This window comes from Paenibacillus sp. J2TS4 (assembly GCF_018403245.1).
Lineage (GTDB): Bacteria > Bacillota > Bacilli > Paenibacillales > NBRC-103111 > Paenibacillus_L.
Genome location: NZ_BOSH01000005.1, coordinates 133,057 through 153,359, shown reverse-complemented (window position 1 = coordinate 153,359; position 20,303 = coordinate 133,057). Strand labels below are relative to the sequence as shown.

16 protein-coding genes are annotated in these 20,303 nt (G+C 47.5%); 12 read left to right on the top strand and 4 right to left on the bottom strand.

Annotated elements, in window-relative coordinates; genetic code table 11:
* Positions 1–5: 5 nt before the first annotated feature.
* Positions 6–2,165 (bottom strand): ABC transporter transmembrane domain-containing protein, encoded by a 2,160-nt coding sequence (locus tag KJS69_RS12970; RefSeq protein ID WP_213584201.1) that lies wholly within the window; start codon positions 2,163–2,165, stop codon positions 6–8.
* A 20-nt stretch (positions 2,166–2,185) separates the two neighbouring features.
* Positions 2,186–2,710, bottom strand: coding sequence for a hypothetical protein (locus tag KJS69_RS12965; RefSeq protein ID WP_213584200.1), 525 nt, complete (start codon positions 2,708–2,710; stop codon positions 2,186–2,188).
* 312 nt (positions 2,711–3,022) lie between these two features.
* Between KJS69_RS12965 and KJS69_RS12960 the strand changes: the two genes are divergently transcribed.
* Positions 3,023–3,703 (top strand): S-layer homology domain-containing protein, encoded by a 681-nt coding sequence (locus KJS69_RS12960; RefSeq protein ID WP_213584199.1) that lies wholly within the window; start codon positions 3,023–3,025, stop codon positions 3,701–3,703.
* An 86-nt stretch (positions 3,704–3,789) separates the two neighbouring features.
* Here KJS69_RS12960 and KJS69_RS12955 read toward each other — a convergent pair whose 3' ends face one another.
* Both KJS69_RS12955 and KJS69_RS12950 read right to left on the bottom strand, forming a co-directional pair.
* Positions 3,790–5,370, bottom strand: coding sequence for an amidase (locus KJS69_RS12955; protein ID WP_213584198.1), 1,581 nt, complete (start codon positions 5,368–5,370; stop codon positions 3,790–3,792).
* Positions 5,360–5,902: a PadR family transcriptional regulator gene (locus KJS69_RS12950; protein ID WP_213584197.1), complete on the bottom strand. Its 543-nt coding sequence runs from the start codon at positions 5,900–5,902 to the stop codon at positions 5,360–5,362. The genes KJS69_RS12955 and KJS69_RS12950 overlap by 11 nt, the downstream gene beginning before the upstream one ends.
* 434 nt (positions 5,903–6,336) lie before the next feature.
* Between KJS69_RS12950 and KJS69_RS12945 the strand changes: the two genes are divergently transcribed.
* The 11 genes from KJS69_RS12945 to KJS69_RS12895 all read left to right on the top strand — a co-directional run bounded on the left by KJS69_RS12945 (position 6,337) and on the right by KJS69_RS12895 (position 20,299).
* Positions 6,337–7,245, top strand: coding sequence for a nucleoside hydrolase (locus tag KJS69_RS12945; RefSeq protein ID WP_213584196.1), 909 nt, complete (start codon positions 6,337–6,339; stop codon positions 7,243–7,245).
* Positions 7,246–8,127: 882 nt separating this feature from the next.
* The gene (locus KJS69_RS12940) at positions 8,128–8,673 is read left to right on the top strand and encodes a sigma-70 family RNA polymerase sigma factor (protein ID WP_213584195.1); all 546 of its coding nucleotides are present in this window, start codon (positions 8,128–8,130) and stop codon (positions 8,671–8,673) included.
* Positions 8,666–9,961: a DUF4179 domain-containing protein gene (locus tag KJS69_RS12935; RefSeq protein ID WP_213584194.1), complete on the top strand. Its 1,296-nt coding sequence runs from the start codon at positions 8,666–8,668 to the stop codon at positions 9,959–9,961. Before KJS69_RS12940 ends, KJS69_RS12935 begins: the two co-directional genes overlap by 8 nt.
* A gap of 132 nt (positions 9,962–10,093) precedes the next feature.
* Positions 10,094–10,984, top strand: a complete 891-nt coding sequence (locus KJS69_RS12930) for a GNAT family N-acetyltransferase (protein ID WP_213584193.1) — start codon at positions 10,094–10,096, stop codon at positions 10,982–10,984.
* A 261-nt stretch (positions 10,985–11,245) separates the two neighbouring features.
* Positions 11,246–11,992: a glycerophosphodiester phosphodiesterase gene (locus KJS69_RS12925; RefSeq protein ID WP_213584192.1), complete on the top strand. Its 747-nt coding sequence runs from the start codon at positions 11,246–11,248 to the stop codon at positions 11,990–11,992.
* Positions 11,989–13,176 (top strand): SLC45 family MFS transporter, encoded by a 1,188-nt coding sequence (locus KJS69_RS12920; protein WP_213584191.1) that lies wholly within the window; start codon positions 11,989–11,991, stop codon positions 13,174–13,176. Before KJS69_RS12925 ends, KJS69_RS12920 begins: the two co-directional genes overlap by 4 nt.
* Positions 13,177–13,298: 122 nt before the next feature.
* Positions 13,299–13,742: a GNAT family N-acetyltransferase gene (locus KJS69_RS12915; RefSeq protein ID WP_213584190.1), complete on the top strand. Its 444-nt coding sequence runs from the start codon at positions 13,299–13,301 to the stop codon at positions 13,740–13,742.
* A gap of 428 nt (positions 13,743–14,170) precedes the next feature.
* The gene (locus tag KJS69_RS12910; RefSeq protein WP_213584189.1) at positions 14,171–15,631 is read left to right on the top strand and encodes a PstS family phosphate ABC transporter substrate-binding protein; all 1,461 of its coding nucleotides are present in this window, start codon (positions 14,171–14,173) and stop codon (positions 15,629–15,631) included.
* Between the two features lie 161 nt (positions 15,632–15,792).
* Positions 15,793–17,193, top strand: coding sequence for an extracellular solute-binding protein (locus tag KJS69_RS12905; RefSeq protein WP_213584188.1), 1,401 nt, complete (start codon positions 15,793–15,795; stop codon positions 17,191–17,193).
* 384 nt (positions 17,194–17,577) lie between these two features.
* On the top strand, positions 17,578–19,233 hold the full coding sequence (locus KJS69_RS12900; RefSeq protein WP_213584187.1) for an extracellular solute-binding protein: 1,656 nt from the start codon (positions 17,578–17,580) through the stop codon (positions 19,231–19,233).
* A gap of 97 nt (positions 19,234–19,330) precedes the next feature.
* Entirely contained in the window at positions 19,331–20,299 is a 969-nt protein-coding gene (locus tag KJS69_RS12895) for an ABC transporter permease (RefSeq protein WP_213584186.1), read from the top strand.
* The last annotated feature ends 4 nt before the right edge of the window (positions 20,300–20,303 follow it).

The window sequence follows — 20,303 nt, the reverse complement described above, 5'->3', positions numbered from 1 at the left end:
ACCTCCTAGCTTCTTCGTTCCTTCAACGTTCGTCTGATGTAAGCATTGATGTCTGGATACTGGGACAGAATGTAATGAAGCACCTTCCGTTGAAGAGTCAACAAAACACAAGGAGTTATTGCCGTCACGGTCGCCGTTCGCGGAATGTCCTCCAGCAAGGCAATCTCTCCAAAATGATCTCCGTCCTCCAGAACGGCCAGCCGATTTTGCTCCGCATCCGGGTCTGCCGCCCTTTGCGTAACCTCCACCCTTCCCCGCGCAATCAAGTAAAACTTTTCCCCGGTATCCCCTTCGCTGAGAATAGACTGTCCCGCTGTGAAGGTTTCGGTGTTGAACAGATTGGCAATTTCCTTCAGCACATCCAGATCGACCCCATGGAAAAAAGGAAGCCGCGAAAGGCGATCCACGTGAATGCTCGCTTCCTGCCCGCCATTAGATAGAGATAGGCCGCTTTGTTTATCCCACATATTTTTATAGGTTCCGCCTTTTTCAAGCAACTGCTGATGGCTTCCGTTTTCCACCAGGTTCCCCTGATCGAAAACAAAGATGTGATCGGCCCCGGCAATGGAGGCGAGGCGGTGAGTCACCGTAATGACGGTCCGGTCCCGCCCGAGCTTCGCGAAGGTCTCGTTAATCGACGCCTCCGAGATCGGATCCAGTGCGGAGGTTGCTTCATCCAGAAGCAAGAGAGGAGGATCTCTCAAGATCGCTCTGGCTATGGCGAGCCGCTGGCGCTGTCCGCCGGAGAAATTGCTGCCCTCATCCCATACCTGTGTCTCATACCCGTCCGGGAGACTGTAGATGTAATCATGGATTTCGGCTTGTTTCGCCGCTGCGACGACCTCGTCGAAGGAAGCTACAGGGCGGCTAATGCGAATGTTCTCCAGCAAAGTTCCTTGGAACAGGAAGTTATCCTGAAAGACAATGCCGATTTGCTCCCGATACAGGCTTCGATCGAGCGTCTGGAGGCTGGAGCCGTTAATGCGGACCTGGCCGCTGTCAGGCTCGTAGAGACCCAGCAGCAGCTGCACCATCGTACTTTTACCGGAGCCGCTGGAGCCGACGAAGGCCGCCGTGGTTCCGGCAGGAATGCTCAGACTGATCTGCTTCAGCACAGGTTGATTTGGATTATAGCTGAAGGTGACCTGATCTGCTTCGACCTGCAGCTGCCGCCGCTGCAACGGGACGGACTCGGAACCGCCCGCTGCTTCCCCAGGTTGCTTCAGCAGCCCGCCGATCCGCTCCATACTGACAAGAGCATCCGTAAAGGCCGGAATAATGAAGGTCAAGCTGAATACGGAGTTCCCCATCGACGTATACATCGTGAAGAAAGCGACGAGAGAGCCGATCGTAATATAGCCCTGCAACGCCATATAAGAGCCAAACCCGATAATCGAGAGGTGAACGAGGAGCAGGCTGACCATCGGGACTCGTTCTAACTGGGCGTTCATCACATTTTGCTTATAGCTGCTGAGGAATAAAGCTTTTAGCCGGGCATTGAACTTGTCCATCATAGCCGCCTGCAGATTGAAGCCTTTAATAACCTTTTGTGCCTTCACATTTTCCTGCACGTCACTCGTCATGGCCGCTACCTGCTCCTTATACCCGGCATAGACCGCTTGAGCACGGCGACTGAGGAAATACGGACCGATAAAGATCAGGGCCCCGCCAATCAGAATGAGGAGCGCCATACTCCACTGCAAATAAAAAAGCACAGCGATACTGATAATGACGGTAACCAGTGACTGAATGCCCGTGGTAAAAATCGAGGTCATCGCCCCTTCAATCGCAGGCAAATCGACGGAGAAATGAGAGACCAGCTCCCCGGAGCGTTTTTGGTTGTAAAAATCGATGTTCAACCGCTGCATCTGCACAAACAACTTTCTTCTCAAGTCGGTCTGGACCCGCGCGTTTAACTTGGCGAGGACGTAATCGCTCCCAATCCCGGAGAGGACACAGACCAGCCCGCCAATTCCCAGCACCAGGAGGATCCGGAAGAAATACTCTTTATCTCCCGGCTCAATCGCATGATCAATTATAAATTTAAAGCTGAGCGGCGCGAGCGAGATGAAAGCCAGATCAAGGAATAAAGTGAAGAAAAACAGAGAAGCCAGCAGCTTGTAGGGACGCATATAGCCCAGCAGATTTTTGATGACGGCAAGCATGGCAACGTCTCCTTATGTTGTTAAAAGTACGTTTCATGACGAAACTTTGCAGCATACGAATGCCAGGCCTGAAAGGAAGCTCGATATTCATCTATTTCGCCAAAGACCGATTCTGCGGTAGTTTTTCGCTCCGCAACTTTTGTACAAAGCTTACGTAAATCATTGTCCGCCGGTGCCCAGAAGCGAATTTCCCGCACTTCTCTGTCCAACTGAGCGATGTATTGCGTCAAATATTGAAGCCCTTGCAGAAATAGCCGAGTTCTGCGGTATTCCTCCAGCAGGAAGACGATTTGAATTTGTACCACCTGCGTATCTTCATATTGATTTTCCCCGGTTCCATAGATGTACCCCAAGGCTCCGATAGTCTCGTAATCTTCGTTAAAGCACAGAAAAGCTTCCGCTTCCATCAGAATAGGGCTGGCCAGGAAGCTGAGTGCTGCCGGGAACGAGTAAGGCAAATTTAATTGCGTGTAGTGCTCCAACAGAAATTCAAGATACTTCTTATCGTAAAATAGGCTTGAACATCTGGAAAAATAACAATCCATTAGGCTTCTACTCCCTGAATAGTAATAGCTTCCGGAATTCGATTCCATCCTCTCGCAGCCTTCCCCTTCAACAAGTGTTTTCGACTCTCAGCCGGAGGGATTATTGTATGATTGGATTATAATGCGTTATCGGTTGCTAATCTGTAATCGCAGCTACAAAAACAAAATATTTCGAGAAGGATGAAACAGATTTAGGCTTATTTTGAAAAAGAATTCAACAATGACTATTGGATATCGTCAGTCTTAAGTAAATAAAATGTTATAATATAGAAGAAATTTGATAAGGAAGCGCGATAAGGTGGGTTCCTTTCTGTGAGAGCCATATTGGTAGACGATGAACGATTGGCGTTAAGGCGGCTCAAAATTATGCTGGAGGACGAAGTAGGCGGAATAGAAGTGATCGCCATGTATTTAAATTCCGCAGAATCATTGAATGGTGTAATGTATTGGGCTAAAGAAGCGATCAACAACATCGCAGCGAGACTGGATCTTGCAGGAACAGGGAACAACACCTGGTCGCCTGACCGCAATATCAGCCGTGCTGAATTTTCGACAATTGTGGTCTCCGGTTTAGGCTTAATGCGCCAGGATGTGCAGCAGAATGTATTCCATGATATCCCACCTTCTGCCTGGTACCATGACGCCGTGACCATTGCCAATGAATTTGCTATTGTGCTTGGCTTTGAAGATGGCTCGTTCCGCGGTGATCTTCAAATCACTAGAGAGCAAGGAATCGCGATGATTGCCCGGGCATACAGCTTGATCAATCCAGAAGCCTCTATCGGTCTTACTGAGGTGGAGAAGCAGCTTTCCGCTTATGGCGATGAGAGCAACGTCTCCTTCTGGGCTAAAGAAGCTGTAGCCATGATGATTTCAATTGGAATCGTGGAAGGAAAAGACGGGCAGCTGCTGAAGCCGCAAGATAACATGACGCGTGCCGAAACGGCTGCACTGATCCAAAGATTGTTGCAAACAACAAACCTGATTGATTAATTTTCATTCCAAACAACCACTGTCGACGATTCAAAGTCGGCGGTGGTTGTTCTTTTGACATTCCTTACCTTTTAGAAAAATCAAATTTAAGTCAAAAGCGGTCCATGTACGAGTTTCCCAACAGGGTACTCTGGCGCAACGGCATTCTCTTTCTCCAAACATTCCATCACCGTCAGCACCAAGTCTTCCCGCCACGGCCGCGCGGCTACCTGTACACCCACGGGCAGACCGCTGCTGTTATGATCCGCTCTCGAAGCCGCTTGAACCATTCTATCCTTGCCTACGTCCGGCGCGATGTTCCACGTCTCATCAGGACGAACGGCCGTCGTGCTGACGACGCCGGCAGGCATGCCCAAATAGTTATACAACAGAGCATACGAACCTTCAAAATTCATCTCCAACGATAAGTCATGCTGTATTGCGGGAACCGGGAAAGGAGGAGCAATCAACACATCGATTTGCTGCCGTTCCATTTCCTGAAGAAATCTTTGCCGATACCCTTCTCTTTGCGATACCAATCGTTGCAGTTCCCCGACCGTCTTTTTACCCAAGTAGGGAATGAGATGAGATCCAGCCAGTTTCTGTCCAAGCAAGCGAAGGACGAGGGATACAAGACGCTTCTTGCGGACGGACATCCCGAATGACCGGCGAATGCCGGCGATTTGTGCCGCCATTTCATCCGTTCTGACGGTCTCCTCGATTCCTTCCGCCCCTCCCGCCGATAGTAACGCATAAAAATGATGCAGAGCAATCTCCGGATCCGGCAGTACGAATTCCCGCACCTCAGCTCCGCATCGATGCAAAACGGCGGCAGCATCGCGCACCGCTCGTTGAATTGCAGGAGAAGGAGCGAGCAGGCCATCAGTCGTGCAGAACCCTACGCGCAAGCCCTTCACTCCGTTGACGCTCATCTGAATGGGGGCTCGCTTAAGCGTCTCTGCCGTAGAAATGACCTGCATCGCCAAAGCAAGGTCTTCTACACGCCGCGCCATCGGGCCTATGCTTGACATCGCCGCCGCCTCCGGGAGAACGTGTACGATCCCCTCCGGCTTCTTCGCAGGCACCCTGCCGGGCGTAGGCTTAAGAGCATGTATTCCGCAATAGTGAGCCGGTGTGCGAACGCTGCCTCCTACATCGGTGCCAAGCCCAAGCGGAGATCCGCCCGCAGCGATAATGGCCGCCTCGCCTCCGCTGCTTCCTCCGGAAGAACGCTCCTCCGGACGCCAAGGATTGCAAGTTCTCCCGTACAACGGATTGACGGACTCACTCCCCATCAATAGCTGCATCACATTCGTTTTTCCCAGCACGATGGCGCCCGCCTGCTTTAACAGGGCGATGCTCGGATCATCCTCTTGCGACCTTTGTCCGCGGCGGCTCGGCAGCCCCCATGTGCTTGGAGTTCCGGCTATGTCCAACGATTCCTTAACGGTAATCGGCACTCCATGCAAGGGTCCCAGTTCTTCTCCGCTTTCCACCCTGCGGTCCGCTTCTTTCGCCGATTGTCGAGCCTCTTCGAACATGGGAAAGACTACCGCATTCAGGAGCGGATTGACCTCCATCATCCGTTCGATGTGCGCCTCCACCAACGCTTCCGAGGTCCACTGGCCGTGTCGAATTCCTCTGGCCATTTCCGCTGCGCTTAAGCTTAATAGCTGTTTATCGATCATGACGATTATCCCCTTGGGGGTGATTGGACAATTCGTTATCGATCCATTGCAAGCTTAACCGAAGCTGCTCCATGCCGAACGATAACGTCTTCAGCCGGAAGGGATCCGTCTCCGGGTCCTTGAGCAGCGCCTCCTGCATTGCCAATAGATGGGCAAGACCGTCTTGAAGCCGCGCTTGTTCTTGCGTGAGCCACTTCACGATTTGCTCTTCCGAGCAATGGGAGCCAAAAAAGATGCGCAAAAGCAGATCGGAGCGCTGAACGCTCTGCGCCACCGGCGACGCCAAATAATCTGCGAACGCTGTGCGCCCCTTGTCCGTAATGGCGAATACATTCTTATTCGGCTTCCCCTCCTGAAGCAAGACTTCCTTGATGACCAGTCCTTCGCTCTCCATTTTTCTGAGGGCCGGATAAATCCCGCTAAAGGTGGCTTCAAAAAAATAAGAAACCGACTCATCGAACTTGCCTTTGAGATCATATCCCGTCATGGGACCGTCCAATAAAAAACCTAAAATGACGTTCTGAATGTTCATTGTCTCACCTTTTTATATATTATCATCAATAATATTGTCAATGATAATATAATTGTTATCTGGTGTAAATGTTTTTTTCCATAATAAAGCAAAGAGAGGGGAACCATTTATTTAACCGGCAAAGACTATGGCCTAATATGGGTTTATGATGCACTTATGACAGACTAGAATAATATGCAGACAATCTCTTTTTTGCCATAGTAGTTTTTTTATAAATTAGTTATATTTAAAAATAACAGATACTTTTGGTGGCCGATTAGAAAGTTAGACGGGTTCCACCCAATCTGTGGTCTCAACCTAAAATGCGATTTGACTTCGGTGCCTGTTGCCTTATGGAACGTGGTGTTGTTCGCTCTCTGGCCATTGTCGTAGTGGTTCCGGCGTTATCCTTGCTAACGTTGTGCAAGACCAAGAATGTAAAGGAGTGATTAACATTGATCCAACCTCCATTATCTGCGGAAAAGCGGCTTCTAAGACTAAGTTATCCCAAAGACAAAGTGCGAGTGGTCATCGATACGGACACTTATAATGAAATCGACGATCAGTTCGCCGTCATCTATGCTATGCAATCTCCCGAAAGAATGCAGATTGAAGCTTTATATGCGGCGCCTTTTCATAACGAGCTTTCCGACGGACCGCAAGACGGGATGGAAAAAAGCTATGAGGAACTGCATAAAATTATGGCAGTGCTCGGAAGAGAAGGAGAGGTCCCGATTTTTCGGGGATCAGATGCGTACTTAACCGATGCGAATGCACCGATCGTAAGCAAAGCCGCCTTAGACCTGGTAGAGCGGGCCCTGAGCACGGAGGATGACGAGCCCTTGTACGTTGTGGCTATTGGAGCTATTACGAACGTTGCCTCGGCGATTTTGCTGGAACCACGAATTATCGAGAAGATAGTGGTAGTTTGGTTAGGAGGGCATGCGCTTCATTGGCCGGATACGAAAGAATTTAATTTGCGCCAGGATCTGGAAGCCTCCAGAGTGATTCTAAACAGCGGTGTGCCGTTGGTGCTCATTCCTTGCATGGGGGTGTCTTCGCACCTGCTGACCTCCCTGTCGGAGATTCGCGACTACGTCCAAGACAAGGGGACAGTCGGCCGCTATTTATACGAAACCTACAAACGCTGTCATGATGATCATTTTGGTTACACAAGGGTCATCTGGGACATCGCGAACATTGGTTATCTTAACAATGAAAGCTGGACCGAAAGCTCCCTGGTCCCCAGCCCGGTCCTCACCGATGATTTCCGTTGGGAGTCTGATCAGGCCAGGCATCTCATCCGGTATGTTTGGAATGTGCGGCGGGATGCGATTTTTCAAGATATGTTCCGGAAGCTGTGAAAAAAGATAGGGTGGCGCACCTATCCGGCTGAAGCTTGAAACAGCGGACGGTGCTTTTGGCCAAACGCGGCCCGGAACAGCCACCCTGTTCCCCCGCCATCTTTAAAGCAACGTAGGCAATTCCTGCAATCATGCAGGAATGTTTAACTTGTTTCTTTGTATCAATTGGAAATTCCTGCGAATGTGCATCCTTTTTGCGTGGAACGGTCCAGATACGGGCCAATCGCGGTAAAAACCTGCAGTTTTGCAGGAAAGCAGCTGCAAACAGGCACAGCCTGGTTTCCTGTACAATCGCAGGAATTTCCGCAGAGCTGTCCGAGGCATTCCTATCCAAAAGAGAGCAGAAGGGGAGAGGGGTAGGAGAGTGGCTGCAGTCCAGTGGGTCAAGGGAGACGAGGAGAACCAGTGGCCTTGGAGCAATTTCCCGGCTAATTAAATGGAGGCTGGATCATCCGCAGAAGTTGAACATTTCAAATCGGAATACTGAAGAAGGGCAGGAGCGCAATGTTCCTGCTCTTTTTAATGACGGATTTTGGCAGGCGATATTAATCAGCCGGAAAGCTATGATCAGTGCTTGACTTCCTTCTCACGCTAAACTAACTGGATTTTATGTAGGTCATTTAGTCAGATCTGACGAATTTTGTAGACTAACTGGAAAACCTCCAGCTAGTTCGGATAAAATCTAGCCAATCCATCCATTCCATCATTTTTAAATGTAGATTTTCCAGTAAGTCCAGCCATCTAGCGGATAAAGCAAAAACTAACTACTGAAATTCCATTTAACCTGTGAAGGACTAATTATGGTTTTGAAACCAAAAATTTTTTACAAAAAATGAACTTTTTTTCACGCTCGTTATTCTTATAAGGGAGAGAGGTGAAGGCATGAACGTAGCTCGATTGGCGAAGAAAGCAAAAAAGGGAAATAAAGAAGCATTACTTCAATTAATTATGGCTGAAAAAGATGTTTATTATAGGCTCGCTTTCACCTATACGGGGAATACGCACGATGCGATGGATGCGATGGAGGAAATGATCGTCAGGGTATACGAGAGTATTGATCAGCTCAGGAACGTAGAAGCTTTTTACAGCTGGAGTAAAACGATTCTGGTCAATTGTTGTAGAACGTTGCTCCATAAGCAGAACAAGCTGGTGCTATTAGAGGATTGGAATTGTGCGGAGGGGAGCATACCAGGTCATGCCTTGACCAGCGATCCTTATATCAGGAGCGATCAACAAATGGATATCCGGCAGCTGCTGCTGCATTTAAATGAGCATCAAAAGGAAGCGATCCAGTTAAAATATTTTCACGATCTCGATTACCAAACGATAGCCGATATGACCCAGGTTCCGCTCGGGACCGTTAAATCAAGAGTCTTTCAAGGCTTGAAAAAGCTAAGAGATCTTTATAGGGGGGATGTTGATGAATAACATCGAGGAACGGTTGGCTGACGAGAAGAAGCGCACAGACTCTATAACCGCGCCAGAAGAATTGGAACAGAGATTAAGAAGTGCTCTGGAGTCTACTCCCCCAAAAAGAACGAAACGAATAGCGCCTATTTGGAAGATAACAGCGGTTTCCTTATTATTTATGATCACGGTTGGTTATCATTACAACGGCTTTGCTTTCTATGGCAAGAAGCTGCTTGGATTTGATGAAGTGATGGATGGAACTTTGAAAGAACGAAATGAGGAAGGCATGGGACAAATTATTGAAAAACAGACAGAGTTGCATGACGGAACGATACTCACCATTAACGGGATTATGACGGATGCCAATCAGTTGGTTATGTACTATACCTTGAGCAATCCTAATGGGATAGATGAGAGCCAGGGCGATCTTTTTAGACCTTCAGAAATAACCGGTTTTTTAACGAGCTCCAGGGCAGTAAGCGGTACGTCGCTCATTAATGAGAATCAGACGGAGATTAAAGGGATGAAGTCCTTCGAACCGGTCAGTCCTTTTTCCAAAAAATTAACGTTACATTATTGGCAGCAGCTAGAGGACGGCCAGATGACAGAAGAAAACCTCTCTTTTCCTTATAATCCTAACCAAGCCATGCAGACGGTGATTAAACAATCCATCAAGAAGACGATAAAAGTCGATAAAGGGAGCGTCACATTCGATTCCATAACGGCCACACCAACTTTGACCGTGGTCGAAGGAACGTTGAATGTCAAAAACTTTGACAGAATCGATTTCCCGCTGGAAGGAGTAGAGTTAATTGCTAATGGGACCCCTGTACAATTAATGGGGGGCGGCAGCCAATCTTTATTTGGAGGCGGAGGATTCAAGTTTGACATTCGCTATGATGTCTTGCCGGAACAGCTGGAATCACTGGAACTAGTCGTACAAACTTTTGTCGGATATCAAAAGCTGGACGCCAAGCTTGCCCTCGCCTCTATTGGCGATGAGCCGATTTCGCTTGACGGCAAGGAATTATGGGTGAAGGACGTGTCAACGACTTCACAAGGAGTTGAAATAACGATCGCTACCGAAAATGACGTAATGCTTGACGGGGTATCCATAGAGACGCCAAGCGGGATCATTCCTTTAAAAACGACTATAAATCAATTCCAGACCAGTCAGGAAGACGGAAGACAATGGAAGGAGCGCACTTTATTATTCGACACCACAACCGAGCCAGAGTCTCTTCTCATAGAAGGGATGCATTACAGAAAAGCATACAATGACGTAATGAAAATATCGGTTGATTAGGAAAGCATAGAATCCAAATTTGGTATGTGCATAAAGAAAACGTTACGGTTTTAGCGATAGATAGGTTATAATTTAGTGGATGGAAAAATATGACTGATATACCAGACGACCATTAGGTAAAGGCGGGATGATATGGAACCCTCAAACATTGGGCTGGGCAGGCTTCATGAATGTACGTTTGAAGAGGCGACGCAGTTATGGAATGACGGCTTTGAAGGGTACTTTAGTGATATGTCTCGCAATATCTATCAAACGATTGCACGGATGGGCGAGCACCATATCCAGCCGGAGCACTCCGTTGTCGCTTGGTCCGACGGCCGTCCGATCGGTTTTGTGCTCTTGGCTGTCAAGTCGGTACGCGGAGAGACACTGGCCTGGAACGGAGGAACCGGCATAGCCATCGATCACCGGGGGAAGGGCATTGGCAAGCAAATGATGAAAGAAGTGGAACGAATTATCCGGGATCAGAAGATAGACCGCGCCTACCTTGAAGTGATCACGGACAATAAAAGTGCGATAGGCGCTTATCGCAATGCGGGATTTCGCATAGCTGACCAAATCATAGGGATGAAGAGGAATGGGGAGATGAGTTCCCGAGCTTTTGCCTCCGACGGGCAGGCCCTTTATTCTTTGCGCCAAGGAAAACCGTGGGAAGCGGCTTCCTTGTCTTTTTACCGTCGGGATGCGGCATGGGAGAGCCAGTGGCATAACTTGAAAGAAAGCAACAGCTTGATCGTTACCGACTCCTCCGATGAACCTGTTGGTTACGCTCTATATAAGGACATCATCGATGAATATGGGCGATGGACGTCAACGGTTTTGTATCAATGTGAAGCCGCCCCCTCCCATTCCGATGCGGAATCCGTATTTCGTGTCTTGTTGTCCCGACTGTACGGCCCCGCGAATCACGACCGGGCACGTCAAACTCACAATTTATCGATGGCTAATAAAACTTTGATAGATTTGCTGGTTAAAGAGGGTTTTCAGACGATCTACGAGCAGTATTTGATGGTTTTGGAATAAATGGGCGGATTTGCGCCGATGGAGAAGAAAGTAGTTGTATCTTCTTCATTGGCGCTTTTTATTATATTGAAAATTTGCCCCAACGAGTTCATCCTGTGGCAAGCTCTCTTCTAGCACTAAATATTCGATTCAATTTAGCAGAAATATTCCAAATGAACCGAGTTGTTTTTTTGATAAAATTTTACAATAAATCGGATCATTCCGGGATTGATCTGTTGTATAATTATTGCAAACCTTATTACTGGAACGGAGGCCTGCAAGTTGAGATCGGTCTTGAATATTGCCCATAGAGGGGCGTCCGGGTACTGCCCGGAGAATACGATAGCCGCTTTCCAGCGCAGTATGGAGCTCGGTGCCACGGCGATTGAAACCGATGTCCAAATGACGGCGGACGGTCATTTGGTGCTGATTCATGATGAGTCACTGAAGCGGACGACCGGTTCGCCTATGCTTGTCAAGGATATAACACTGGATAGGCTGCGGGAGCTGGATGCGGGGTCCTGGTTCGATCCGGCGTTCAAGGAGGAGCGTGTTCCGACTCTGGAAGAGTTGTTCGAGCTGGTTAAACCCTATTCGGTGCAGGTAAATCTGGAGCTGAAGAATGGAGTTGTTCTGTATCCCGGTTTAGAGGAAGCCGTTATAGCCTGCACTCGTCGGTTCGGCATGAGTGATCAGGTCATCATCTCCAGCTTTAATCATTATTCCTTGGTACACTGCAAGCAATTGGCTCCGGAGATGCGGACCGGTATTTTATATATGGAAGGCCTGTATGAGCCGTGGGACTATGCAGCGCGGATCGGTGCCAGCGCGCTTCATGCGTATCATTATGCCGTCATCCCGGAATGGGTAGCCCAGGCGGCGGAACGGGGAATAGCGTATCATCCGTTCACCGTCAATGACCCGGCCCATATGCGCAGATTGTTGGATGCCGGGGTATCCGGCATTATTACCGATTATCCCGATCGTCTGGCAGAGCTGTTGAAGGAGACGGAGGCGAGGAACGAATGAAGAAAACGTGGTTGCTAGGCTTTGGTTTTTTTAGCATTAGCATCACGTGGTCGCTCTATAATGCCTTTGTTCCGTTCTTTCTCGATCCCTTTCTGAAAAGCACCGCACTAATCGGATTTATGATGACGATAGACAATTATTTCGCCTTGTTTCTGCAGCCGTGGATCGGAAATCGCAGTGACCGGACCGTATCCCGATTTGGCAGACGAATGCCTTATCTTCTGATCGGTATGCCGTTAGCCGCGTTGTTCGTCATTCTTATTCCGTTTCATACCAATCTCTTCACGCTAGTGTTATTCATGATGCTGATGAACCTCGCGATGAGTCTTTATCGGTCGCCGACGATTGCTTTGATGCCGGATATTACACCAGAAGCTCATCGGACGAAAGCAAACGGCATTATTAATTTCATGGGCGGAGTCGGAGCGATTATTGCGTTCGGCGGCGGGTCTGTTTTGTACAAGGCGAATCCTTCATTCCCGTTTGTCGCTGCGGCTGCGGTTACCTTGCTTTCGATGTTCATTTTGTTCCGCACCATTAAGGAAAAACGCGATCTGATTGTTCCGGTAGCGACCGATAATCAGCGGGTCAAGCTGCTCGGGGAATTAGATCGCACGACCGTCATGCTGCTGGCGGCGATTTTTTTCTGGTTCGTGTCGTATCAAGGCGTCGAAGCGCTATTCACGTTATATGGAAAGCATCATATGGGGCTGGAGGAGAGTGTATCGGCCTTCTCGTTAACGTTCTTTTCGTTGTTTTTTGTATTATTCGCGATTCCAAGCGGCTGGCTGGGCAACCGATTCGGCAAGAAGACGATGATTATCATCGGTGTGTGCGGCCTAATTCTCGTATTCGCCGCTATTCCGCTAATCGACACGGTGTTGATGCTCCGTACCTTGCTGGCGCTCGGAGGGATTTGCTGGGCGTGCATTAACATTAACTCTTATCCGTTTGTCGTATCCACGGGAAGCGAACGAAGCATCGGGACCCGAACGGGCTTGTATTACCTGGTCTCCTCGCTGGCGGCCATCTCCTCACCGCCGCTGCTCGGTCTGATTATTGACCAGTTCGGCTACGGCTCCTTGTTCTTCTGCGCTTCCGGCAGCATGCTGCTGGCCCTGCTGTTTTTGCTGCTGATCAAGCATGATGGAAAATCGTCCGCAGCCCCAACAGAAGCAATGTAGTAGCGGTCCAACGGTATTAATTGCTGGTTGTTTTTTCGTATAGAAATCAAGCTCAATGCAAGAACAACATTTTTTCGCGAAAAAAAGGTTGTTTTAATAAGAACAACAAATGGGGAGAAACAATGAACTATTCCATTGACGTTTCTTTGGAACACAATAATGAGTTTGCAAGTTTCCTAAAACAAATGATTAGAGATTACAATGACAAACATTCACCTCATCACAGCAAGATAAGAAAAGAAGATTCAGTTCATCCGATTAACATCATTGTATCGGGCGACGATGAACAGTGGGTCGGAGGAATTTCTGCAGAAGTCTATTGGGATTGGGTTGAAATTAACGACTTCTGGCTCGGAGAAGAATGCCGTGGGATGGGTTTAGGGCGGCTCTTGCTTAATAAAGTAGAGACCATTGCAAAGGAGAAAGGCGCGAACAAAGCACTGCTAACTACCTTTGAATTTCAAGCACGTACTTTTTATGAAATGCAGCAGTATAAGGTCGTAGGTGAAATTAAGGATTACCCTCCTGGCAGCAGCTATTATACTATGGTGAAATCGCTAAAGTGAAACATACGTATTCAGCTTACGTACAATAGTTGAATGATCCGCCTTTTCAATAGGCGGTCTTCTTTTTGATCATGAGTAAGGCGGAGCAGACAGTATTCGCCCCATTTGTACAATTGAAGTGCAATAGTACCTCTTAATATTGGTGTTTTACCTTGTTTGGACAATCGGGGTGCAAAAGTACACCTTAAAATGGGCGAAATCGTCCATTTCAAGGAAATATGGGAAATAGAGTGTATTTTTACACCTTAATCTCAAAATAGGCAAAAACTATAGAGTTGAAGTGCATTTCTGCACCTTAATTTGAGGGAAGGGAAATTGTCCCAATGTGTCGAACACATAGAGTGCCCGGTTCAATATTGAATCGGTTTCGTGATTCACAGGGGAGCTTTTTGCACAATCTCTCGAAATAGAAAAGGGGGCGGATAAAGATGGGGCATATCCTCCTCATCTTATTGTTCTATTGCGGTGTCATTCCATTCATCGTTTCGCTGACTGCCTTGTCATGGGCGACATTCGAAATTAATTTTACTATCGCGGCTGCCGCTACGCTGTTCATCTGCGGAATATTTGCCGGCATATTTGCTGCCAAGGGAAGACAGCTTCCAGATACCCCGGCTATGAGGTATGGGCCTGTTATTTTCCCCCTGACCTATACCGCCGTGTTATGGTCCGTGCTTATGCTTACCAGCGGTGGTTTTTATGGAAGCCCCGTCTGGGGATGGTACGTCTTACTGCAGCTCCCGTTTCTTCCCATTAACTTCATCGGCTCTTTTATCAAACCCGGAATCGTATATTTATTAGCGCCGCTCAGCTATAATCTCTCGTTTCTCATCTGCTTCTTCTTGACAGAAAGAAATCGCACCTCCAAGGTCGCCATTCCCAGATATGCGTCGCTCGGGTTTCTCGTCATCTTGATCCTGGCGCTGGGAGTGGGAGGCGCCGTCCAGTGGCAGCGCAGTCAAACCGTTCTCCCTTCCTATGGATTTAAATATGGCGGGGGCTACTCCAGTACAGATTTATGGCCCTATGATATCACTAATCCCGATAATCAATTGCCACGGCTGGCTGGGCCGGCAACCTTCCAGATTGACAATCCGAAGGACATGCCTGTATTGGATGGAGCCGAAGCGGCCTTCCCGGTATACTCCGCTTTTGCCCAAGCGGCATATGATCGGGTGGGGATGGGGGAGTCGAACGAGAAGCTCATCACCTTTACGAATACGATATACGCCTATGAACGTTTATTGAACCGCGAGGTCGATATTTATTTCGGGGCCGAGCCTTCGGCAGAGCAATTAAAGATGGCTGAAGAGCACGGACGCGAGCTGATCATGACTCCGATTGGAAAAGAAGCGTTCGTATTCTTTGTCAATCCGAATAATCCGATTGAGAGCTTGCAGGTGTCCGAGATTAAGGAGATTTATTCCGGCAAGATTCAGAACTGGAAGCATGTAGGTGGTGCCGATGATAAGATCGTTGCCTTTCAACGCCCCAAAAACTCGGGAAGCCAAACCTTGTTGGAAAAGATTATGGGGGACACCCCGATCATGACTCCTCTCAAGGAAGAGGTTCCACGCGGAATGGGCGGAATTCTGGAGCAAGTGGCCGATTATAGAAACTATGAGAATGCTCTTGGTTTTTCCTTTCGTTTTTTTGCAACGGGAATGAACCAAAAAATCAACATTAAATTCCTGGCCATCGATGGGGTAGAGCCGGATGCGGACAATATTTCCAGCGGGGCCTATCCCTTCACCGCCACTTTATATGCCATTACTTTGAGGGATAACTCCAAAACGACGATCGCTCCTTTTTTGGAATGGATGCAGGGACCTCAAGGCCAACAGTTGGTGGAAGAGATAGGATATGTCAGATGGTCATCCGATGGATAGATTCTATAAACAAAAAAATAAGCTCATAATATGGAAAATGGAGCAGAGCAGATGCAGCTTCGTAGAGATGTAAGAAATGTCTGTCCAGTTGACAGGTTATAGAAGTTTAGAGAAAATAGAGCATAACTGATGTAAATCTATCATTCTAGGGAGTTTTATACATGAACAATAAACCAGGTCGTCAATCGTTTCAAGAGCGATTGGACCGTTTGGTGGGCAAGCTGAGGACGGATATATTAAGCGGTGTTCGTCAGCCCGGATCTTATTTACCTTCGGAAAGCATGCTAGCCAAGCAGTTCCAATTAAGCAATAAATCGGTTCGCAGAGGTTTGGAGCTGTTAGTCGAAGAAGGCCTGATTGTCAAAATCGACCGGGTAGGCAGCATGGTGATGGAAACGGCCCAGGAGAAAATCCGGATCAATTTTGGCCTGAACCCATCCTTGACCAGTGATTTTTTGATGGATGAGCTGCTGCTGGAATTTCATCGCGGAAATCCGGGCATTCAGGTTCGTCCCATTACTTTAAATAACTTCGAGCATGTCCAATCTGCGGGTGAAATGATGGAAAGCGGCATTCTTGATGTCGTCTCCTTTAATGGCCTGCAATTCCAAGAGATGGTGGAGAGCGGATTGGAGCCGTTATTGGAGCCCTTGAGTGCCGATGACGCTCTGTATCCTATTGCGAATGAAGCGTTTATACATCAGGGCCAGCTGCTGGCTTACCCTATTTCCTTCTCTCCCGTGGTGCTTTGCTATAATAGAGCCCATTTTCAGGAAGCCGACCTGCCCGAGCCTGACAGCTATTGGACCTGGGATGATTTAATGGATGCCGCTGCCAAGCTTTCCGCCAAGCGCGGCCGGCACGCCATCTATTTTGTTCCTGCCTCGGAAAACCGCTATTCCGTCTTTTTGCTTCAGAGCGGATTGGAGTGGAGGAATAACGTTCAAAGCGAGGGGACGCTGGACCCTCAGTTAGCCAATAGCCTGAGAACGTACAGCAAACTAGTGAATAATCATACGATATTCCCCAAATACCTGGCTGGAGATCATGAGGATCAGACGATTCCTCTATTTAAGCAGCAGCAGGTATCGATGATTGTTACCACTTATTTTAATTTGAACGAAATCAAACATCTCCCTCTCGACTATGATCTGGCCCCCCTGCCGACTTTAAAGACCAGGGACCCGCAAAAAACACTGTTGATTACAATAGGAGCAGCTGTTGTCAGTAACTCCCGGGAGAAGGAAGCCGCCCGTAAATTAGTGGATTTCCTTATCTCTCCTGAAGCCCAGAGCATCATACGGGAGAAAACGGTCAGTATCCCGGCCCGGAAACAAGTCGCCGAGATGAGTGTAGATAATCGCGAAATCAACCGTCCATCCCGTTACCTGATGTATAGAGAGCTTTTTCCATCGTTTTATTATCACCGGGATCTGGGACTGCCAATTAAAGCGTTAACCAGTTTTCGCAAAAGTCTGAATGCTTATTGGTCTAACATGATTGATGAACAAGAACTGCATAAGGTATTAAGCCAATGGATGACGGAACCGCGCAGTCGTTAACCTGTTGTTTAATGTACGTTATTCAATCTGTAATGTACTCTATAAATACTTAGGAAATCAACAGAAACAGAATGGAAGCGATCGCAATTACAAATGCGAGCGCTTCTTTTTTTATCTCCAAATGGTTAAATTCCCATTGACACCGCTTACAGAAGCAAATATAATCTATGTAAATCAGTTGTATATCAGTTTAGGGTAAAAAATAGCTATTTTTATTGAAATGGAAGTCAAGAGGGAATCAATGTATCCCTTTTCAGAAAGCGATTTCCACTTTATTAGGCGGGGGAGGTGGATACATAACCAGCTTTTTGAATGTCCTAATGTATTCGTAGTGTCTGGATGTAACAGAGGAATGCGTGTGTTATTGAATAAGGGAGGTTAACTATGAACGCCGAGAGAAGAAGAAGTAAGATCAATCCTATTCTAGCTATCCTATTAGTATTCGTTCTTGTATTGTCCGCTTGTTCAGGCGGCAAGGCTAATGAACCCAATAAAGAAGGGAATTCGGAGCCAGAGAATAACCAGTCATCCGCTGATAAAAGGGATGTAGGCGGACTTCAGCTGCCGATTAGCGATAAAAAATTAGATCTCAGCCTCTGGTCGCCAAGTGGAGGGAACTTTAGAGGTAAAGATTTCAATGAGAAGCTTTCCTTCCAGAAGATGGAGGAAAATACTAACGTTCATATCAATTTTCAGCACGCGACAGAAGCCAGTGCAGAAGCCTTCAGCCTGTTGATGTCTTCCGGCCAGCTTCCGGACATGATTTTCCACGAAGCCTGGGATAAAGAAGCCAGTAAATATGGTCTGCAAGGAGCCCTGCTCCCGCTGGAAGATTTAATTGACCAGCATGCTCCGAATATTAAAAAGATTTTGGATGAGCATCCCGACATTCGCGGACAAATTACCTCCCCGGATGGACATATTTTCTACTTGCCTAATATGGTTCTGGAGTCCGATGAGCTGACTCAAATGTTCCCGCAGGTAAGACAAGACTGGGTGGAGAAGCTCGGTCTGGAAATGCCGGAAACGGTAGACGATTGGTATAACATGCTTAAAGCGTTCCGGGAACAGGACGTTAATGGAAATAGCAAGCAAGACGAAATTCCGCTCGTTACCGTTAGTGTTAAGAACGTTATGATGCTGTTTGCTCCTGCTTATGGGGTAGAATACGACTTTTTTGTGGAGGATGGCAAAGTAAAATACGGGCCGTATGATCCTCGCTTTAAAGAAGTGATAGCCTTCTTGAACAAGCTTTATGAAGAGAAATTGCTGGATACCAACTACTTGGTAGACACGACATTCCAATCCTTGACTGAGAAAGTGACGACGGATCTGGCAGGAGCCTGGTTTGGCTGGTCCGGTTCGTACATGGGTAACTTTACTACATTAATGGAAGGCAAGCATGATACGTTCAAAATTGCTCCAGTTATTCCTCCAAAAGGACCGAACGGGGATCAAAGACACGTTTCCTTCCGCTGGCCGGCTGCCGGGATTGGTCTGGCTGTATCTGCCAAAACGAAGCATCCTGAGGAAGTTATCAAATGGCTGGATTACCAATATTCCGAAGAAGGAATCATTCTCAACAACTTCGGAGTGGAGGGCAAGTCCTATGATCTGGTTAACGGAGATCCGATCTACAAGAAAGAAGTTACGCATCCAGAGGATGGTCTGACTAATACTCAAGCCCTGCTGAACCATACAGTCGGTGGAGGAAGCTGGGCGACGGTCGCTGATCCTCGCTATGCCGAGCAAATCCGTCAAGCTAACGGACAGACTGAGAATCCGCTTGAACTGTATGGAAAATACATCGATTTTGATTCCAAGCTGCCGCCTATTCAGTTCACAACGGAAGAAAATGATGTCGTCGTATCCGCCATGGCCGACATTACCACTTATGTGGATGAAACCATTAACGGCATGATTATGGGTCGTATACCTGTAGATAGCTATGATAACGTGATCGGGCAGCTGCAAAAAATGCAGATTGAAAAAGTGCTGGAGAAGTATCAATCGGCTTATGACCGTTTTAAAGGAAAGTAATAAAACAGATTAAAGCTTGTGGCATAGAGGCGAGCTCCCCTGTATTAGGGGAGCCTTCCTCCTTCGTAAAGAAGGACAGCCGGGAAAGGAGACCTTCATGGCAGCACCGACTGAAGTAGATATCGGAGGCACCGGGCCTGCGGTTAAGAAAAAGCCGCTGATGAGAAAATTGAAACCGTTAATCGCTAACCGTTACTTATACCTGATGCTTCTTCCGGTTATCGTCTATTTCATTATTTTTGAATATAAGCCGATGTATGGCGCGATTATCGCTTTTAAAGATTTTAATCCTTTTCGCGGAATTTGGGATAGTCCGTGGGTAGGATTTAAGCATTTCCAACGATTTTTTGAAAGCTATTATTTCTGGCGTCTGTTGAAAAATACATTTTTGATGAGCTTTTACTCCTTGATTGTTATTTTTCCGGCTTCCATAGCCTTTGCCTTGCTGTTAAATGAATTGAGAGTAAAGCTGTTCAAGTCGTTCGTGCAGACGATTTCCTACCTCCCTCACTTCATTTCCCTGATCGTTATCTGTGGAATGATCATCGACTTCTCCAAGCCGGACGGAATCATTAATAGTCTGCTCCTGGCTATTGGACTGGTTAAAGAGCCTATTCAGTTTTTGATTCTGCCTGAATGGTTCCGCACGATTTATGTCAGTTCAGGGCTATGGCAAAGCGTCGGCTGGAACTCGATTATTTATTTGGCGGCCTTGTCGGGAATCAATCCGAGCTTGTATGAAGCGGCTGTCGTCGATGGTGCGGGGCGCTGGAAGCAGCTGCTGCATATTACCATTCCGGGCATTCTGCCAACGGTATTAATTCTGTTCATTCTGAATGTGGGCACGCTGTTGAACGTCGGCTGGGATAAAATCATCCTGTTGTACAATCCCGGCACCTATGATACGGCTGATGTTATCTCCACCTTTGTGTACAGAAGGGGAATTATGGAGGCAGATTATAGCTTCTCTGCAGCCGTCGGACTCTTTAACTCTGTCATCAATTTTTCGTTGCTAGTGATTGCCAACCGCATCAGTAGAAAAACGACCGAGAGCAGTTTATGGTGAGGGG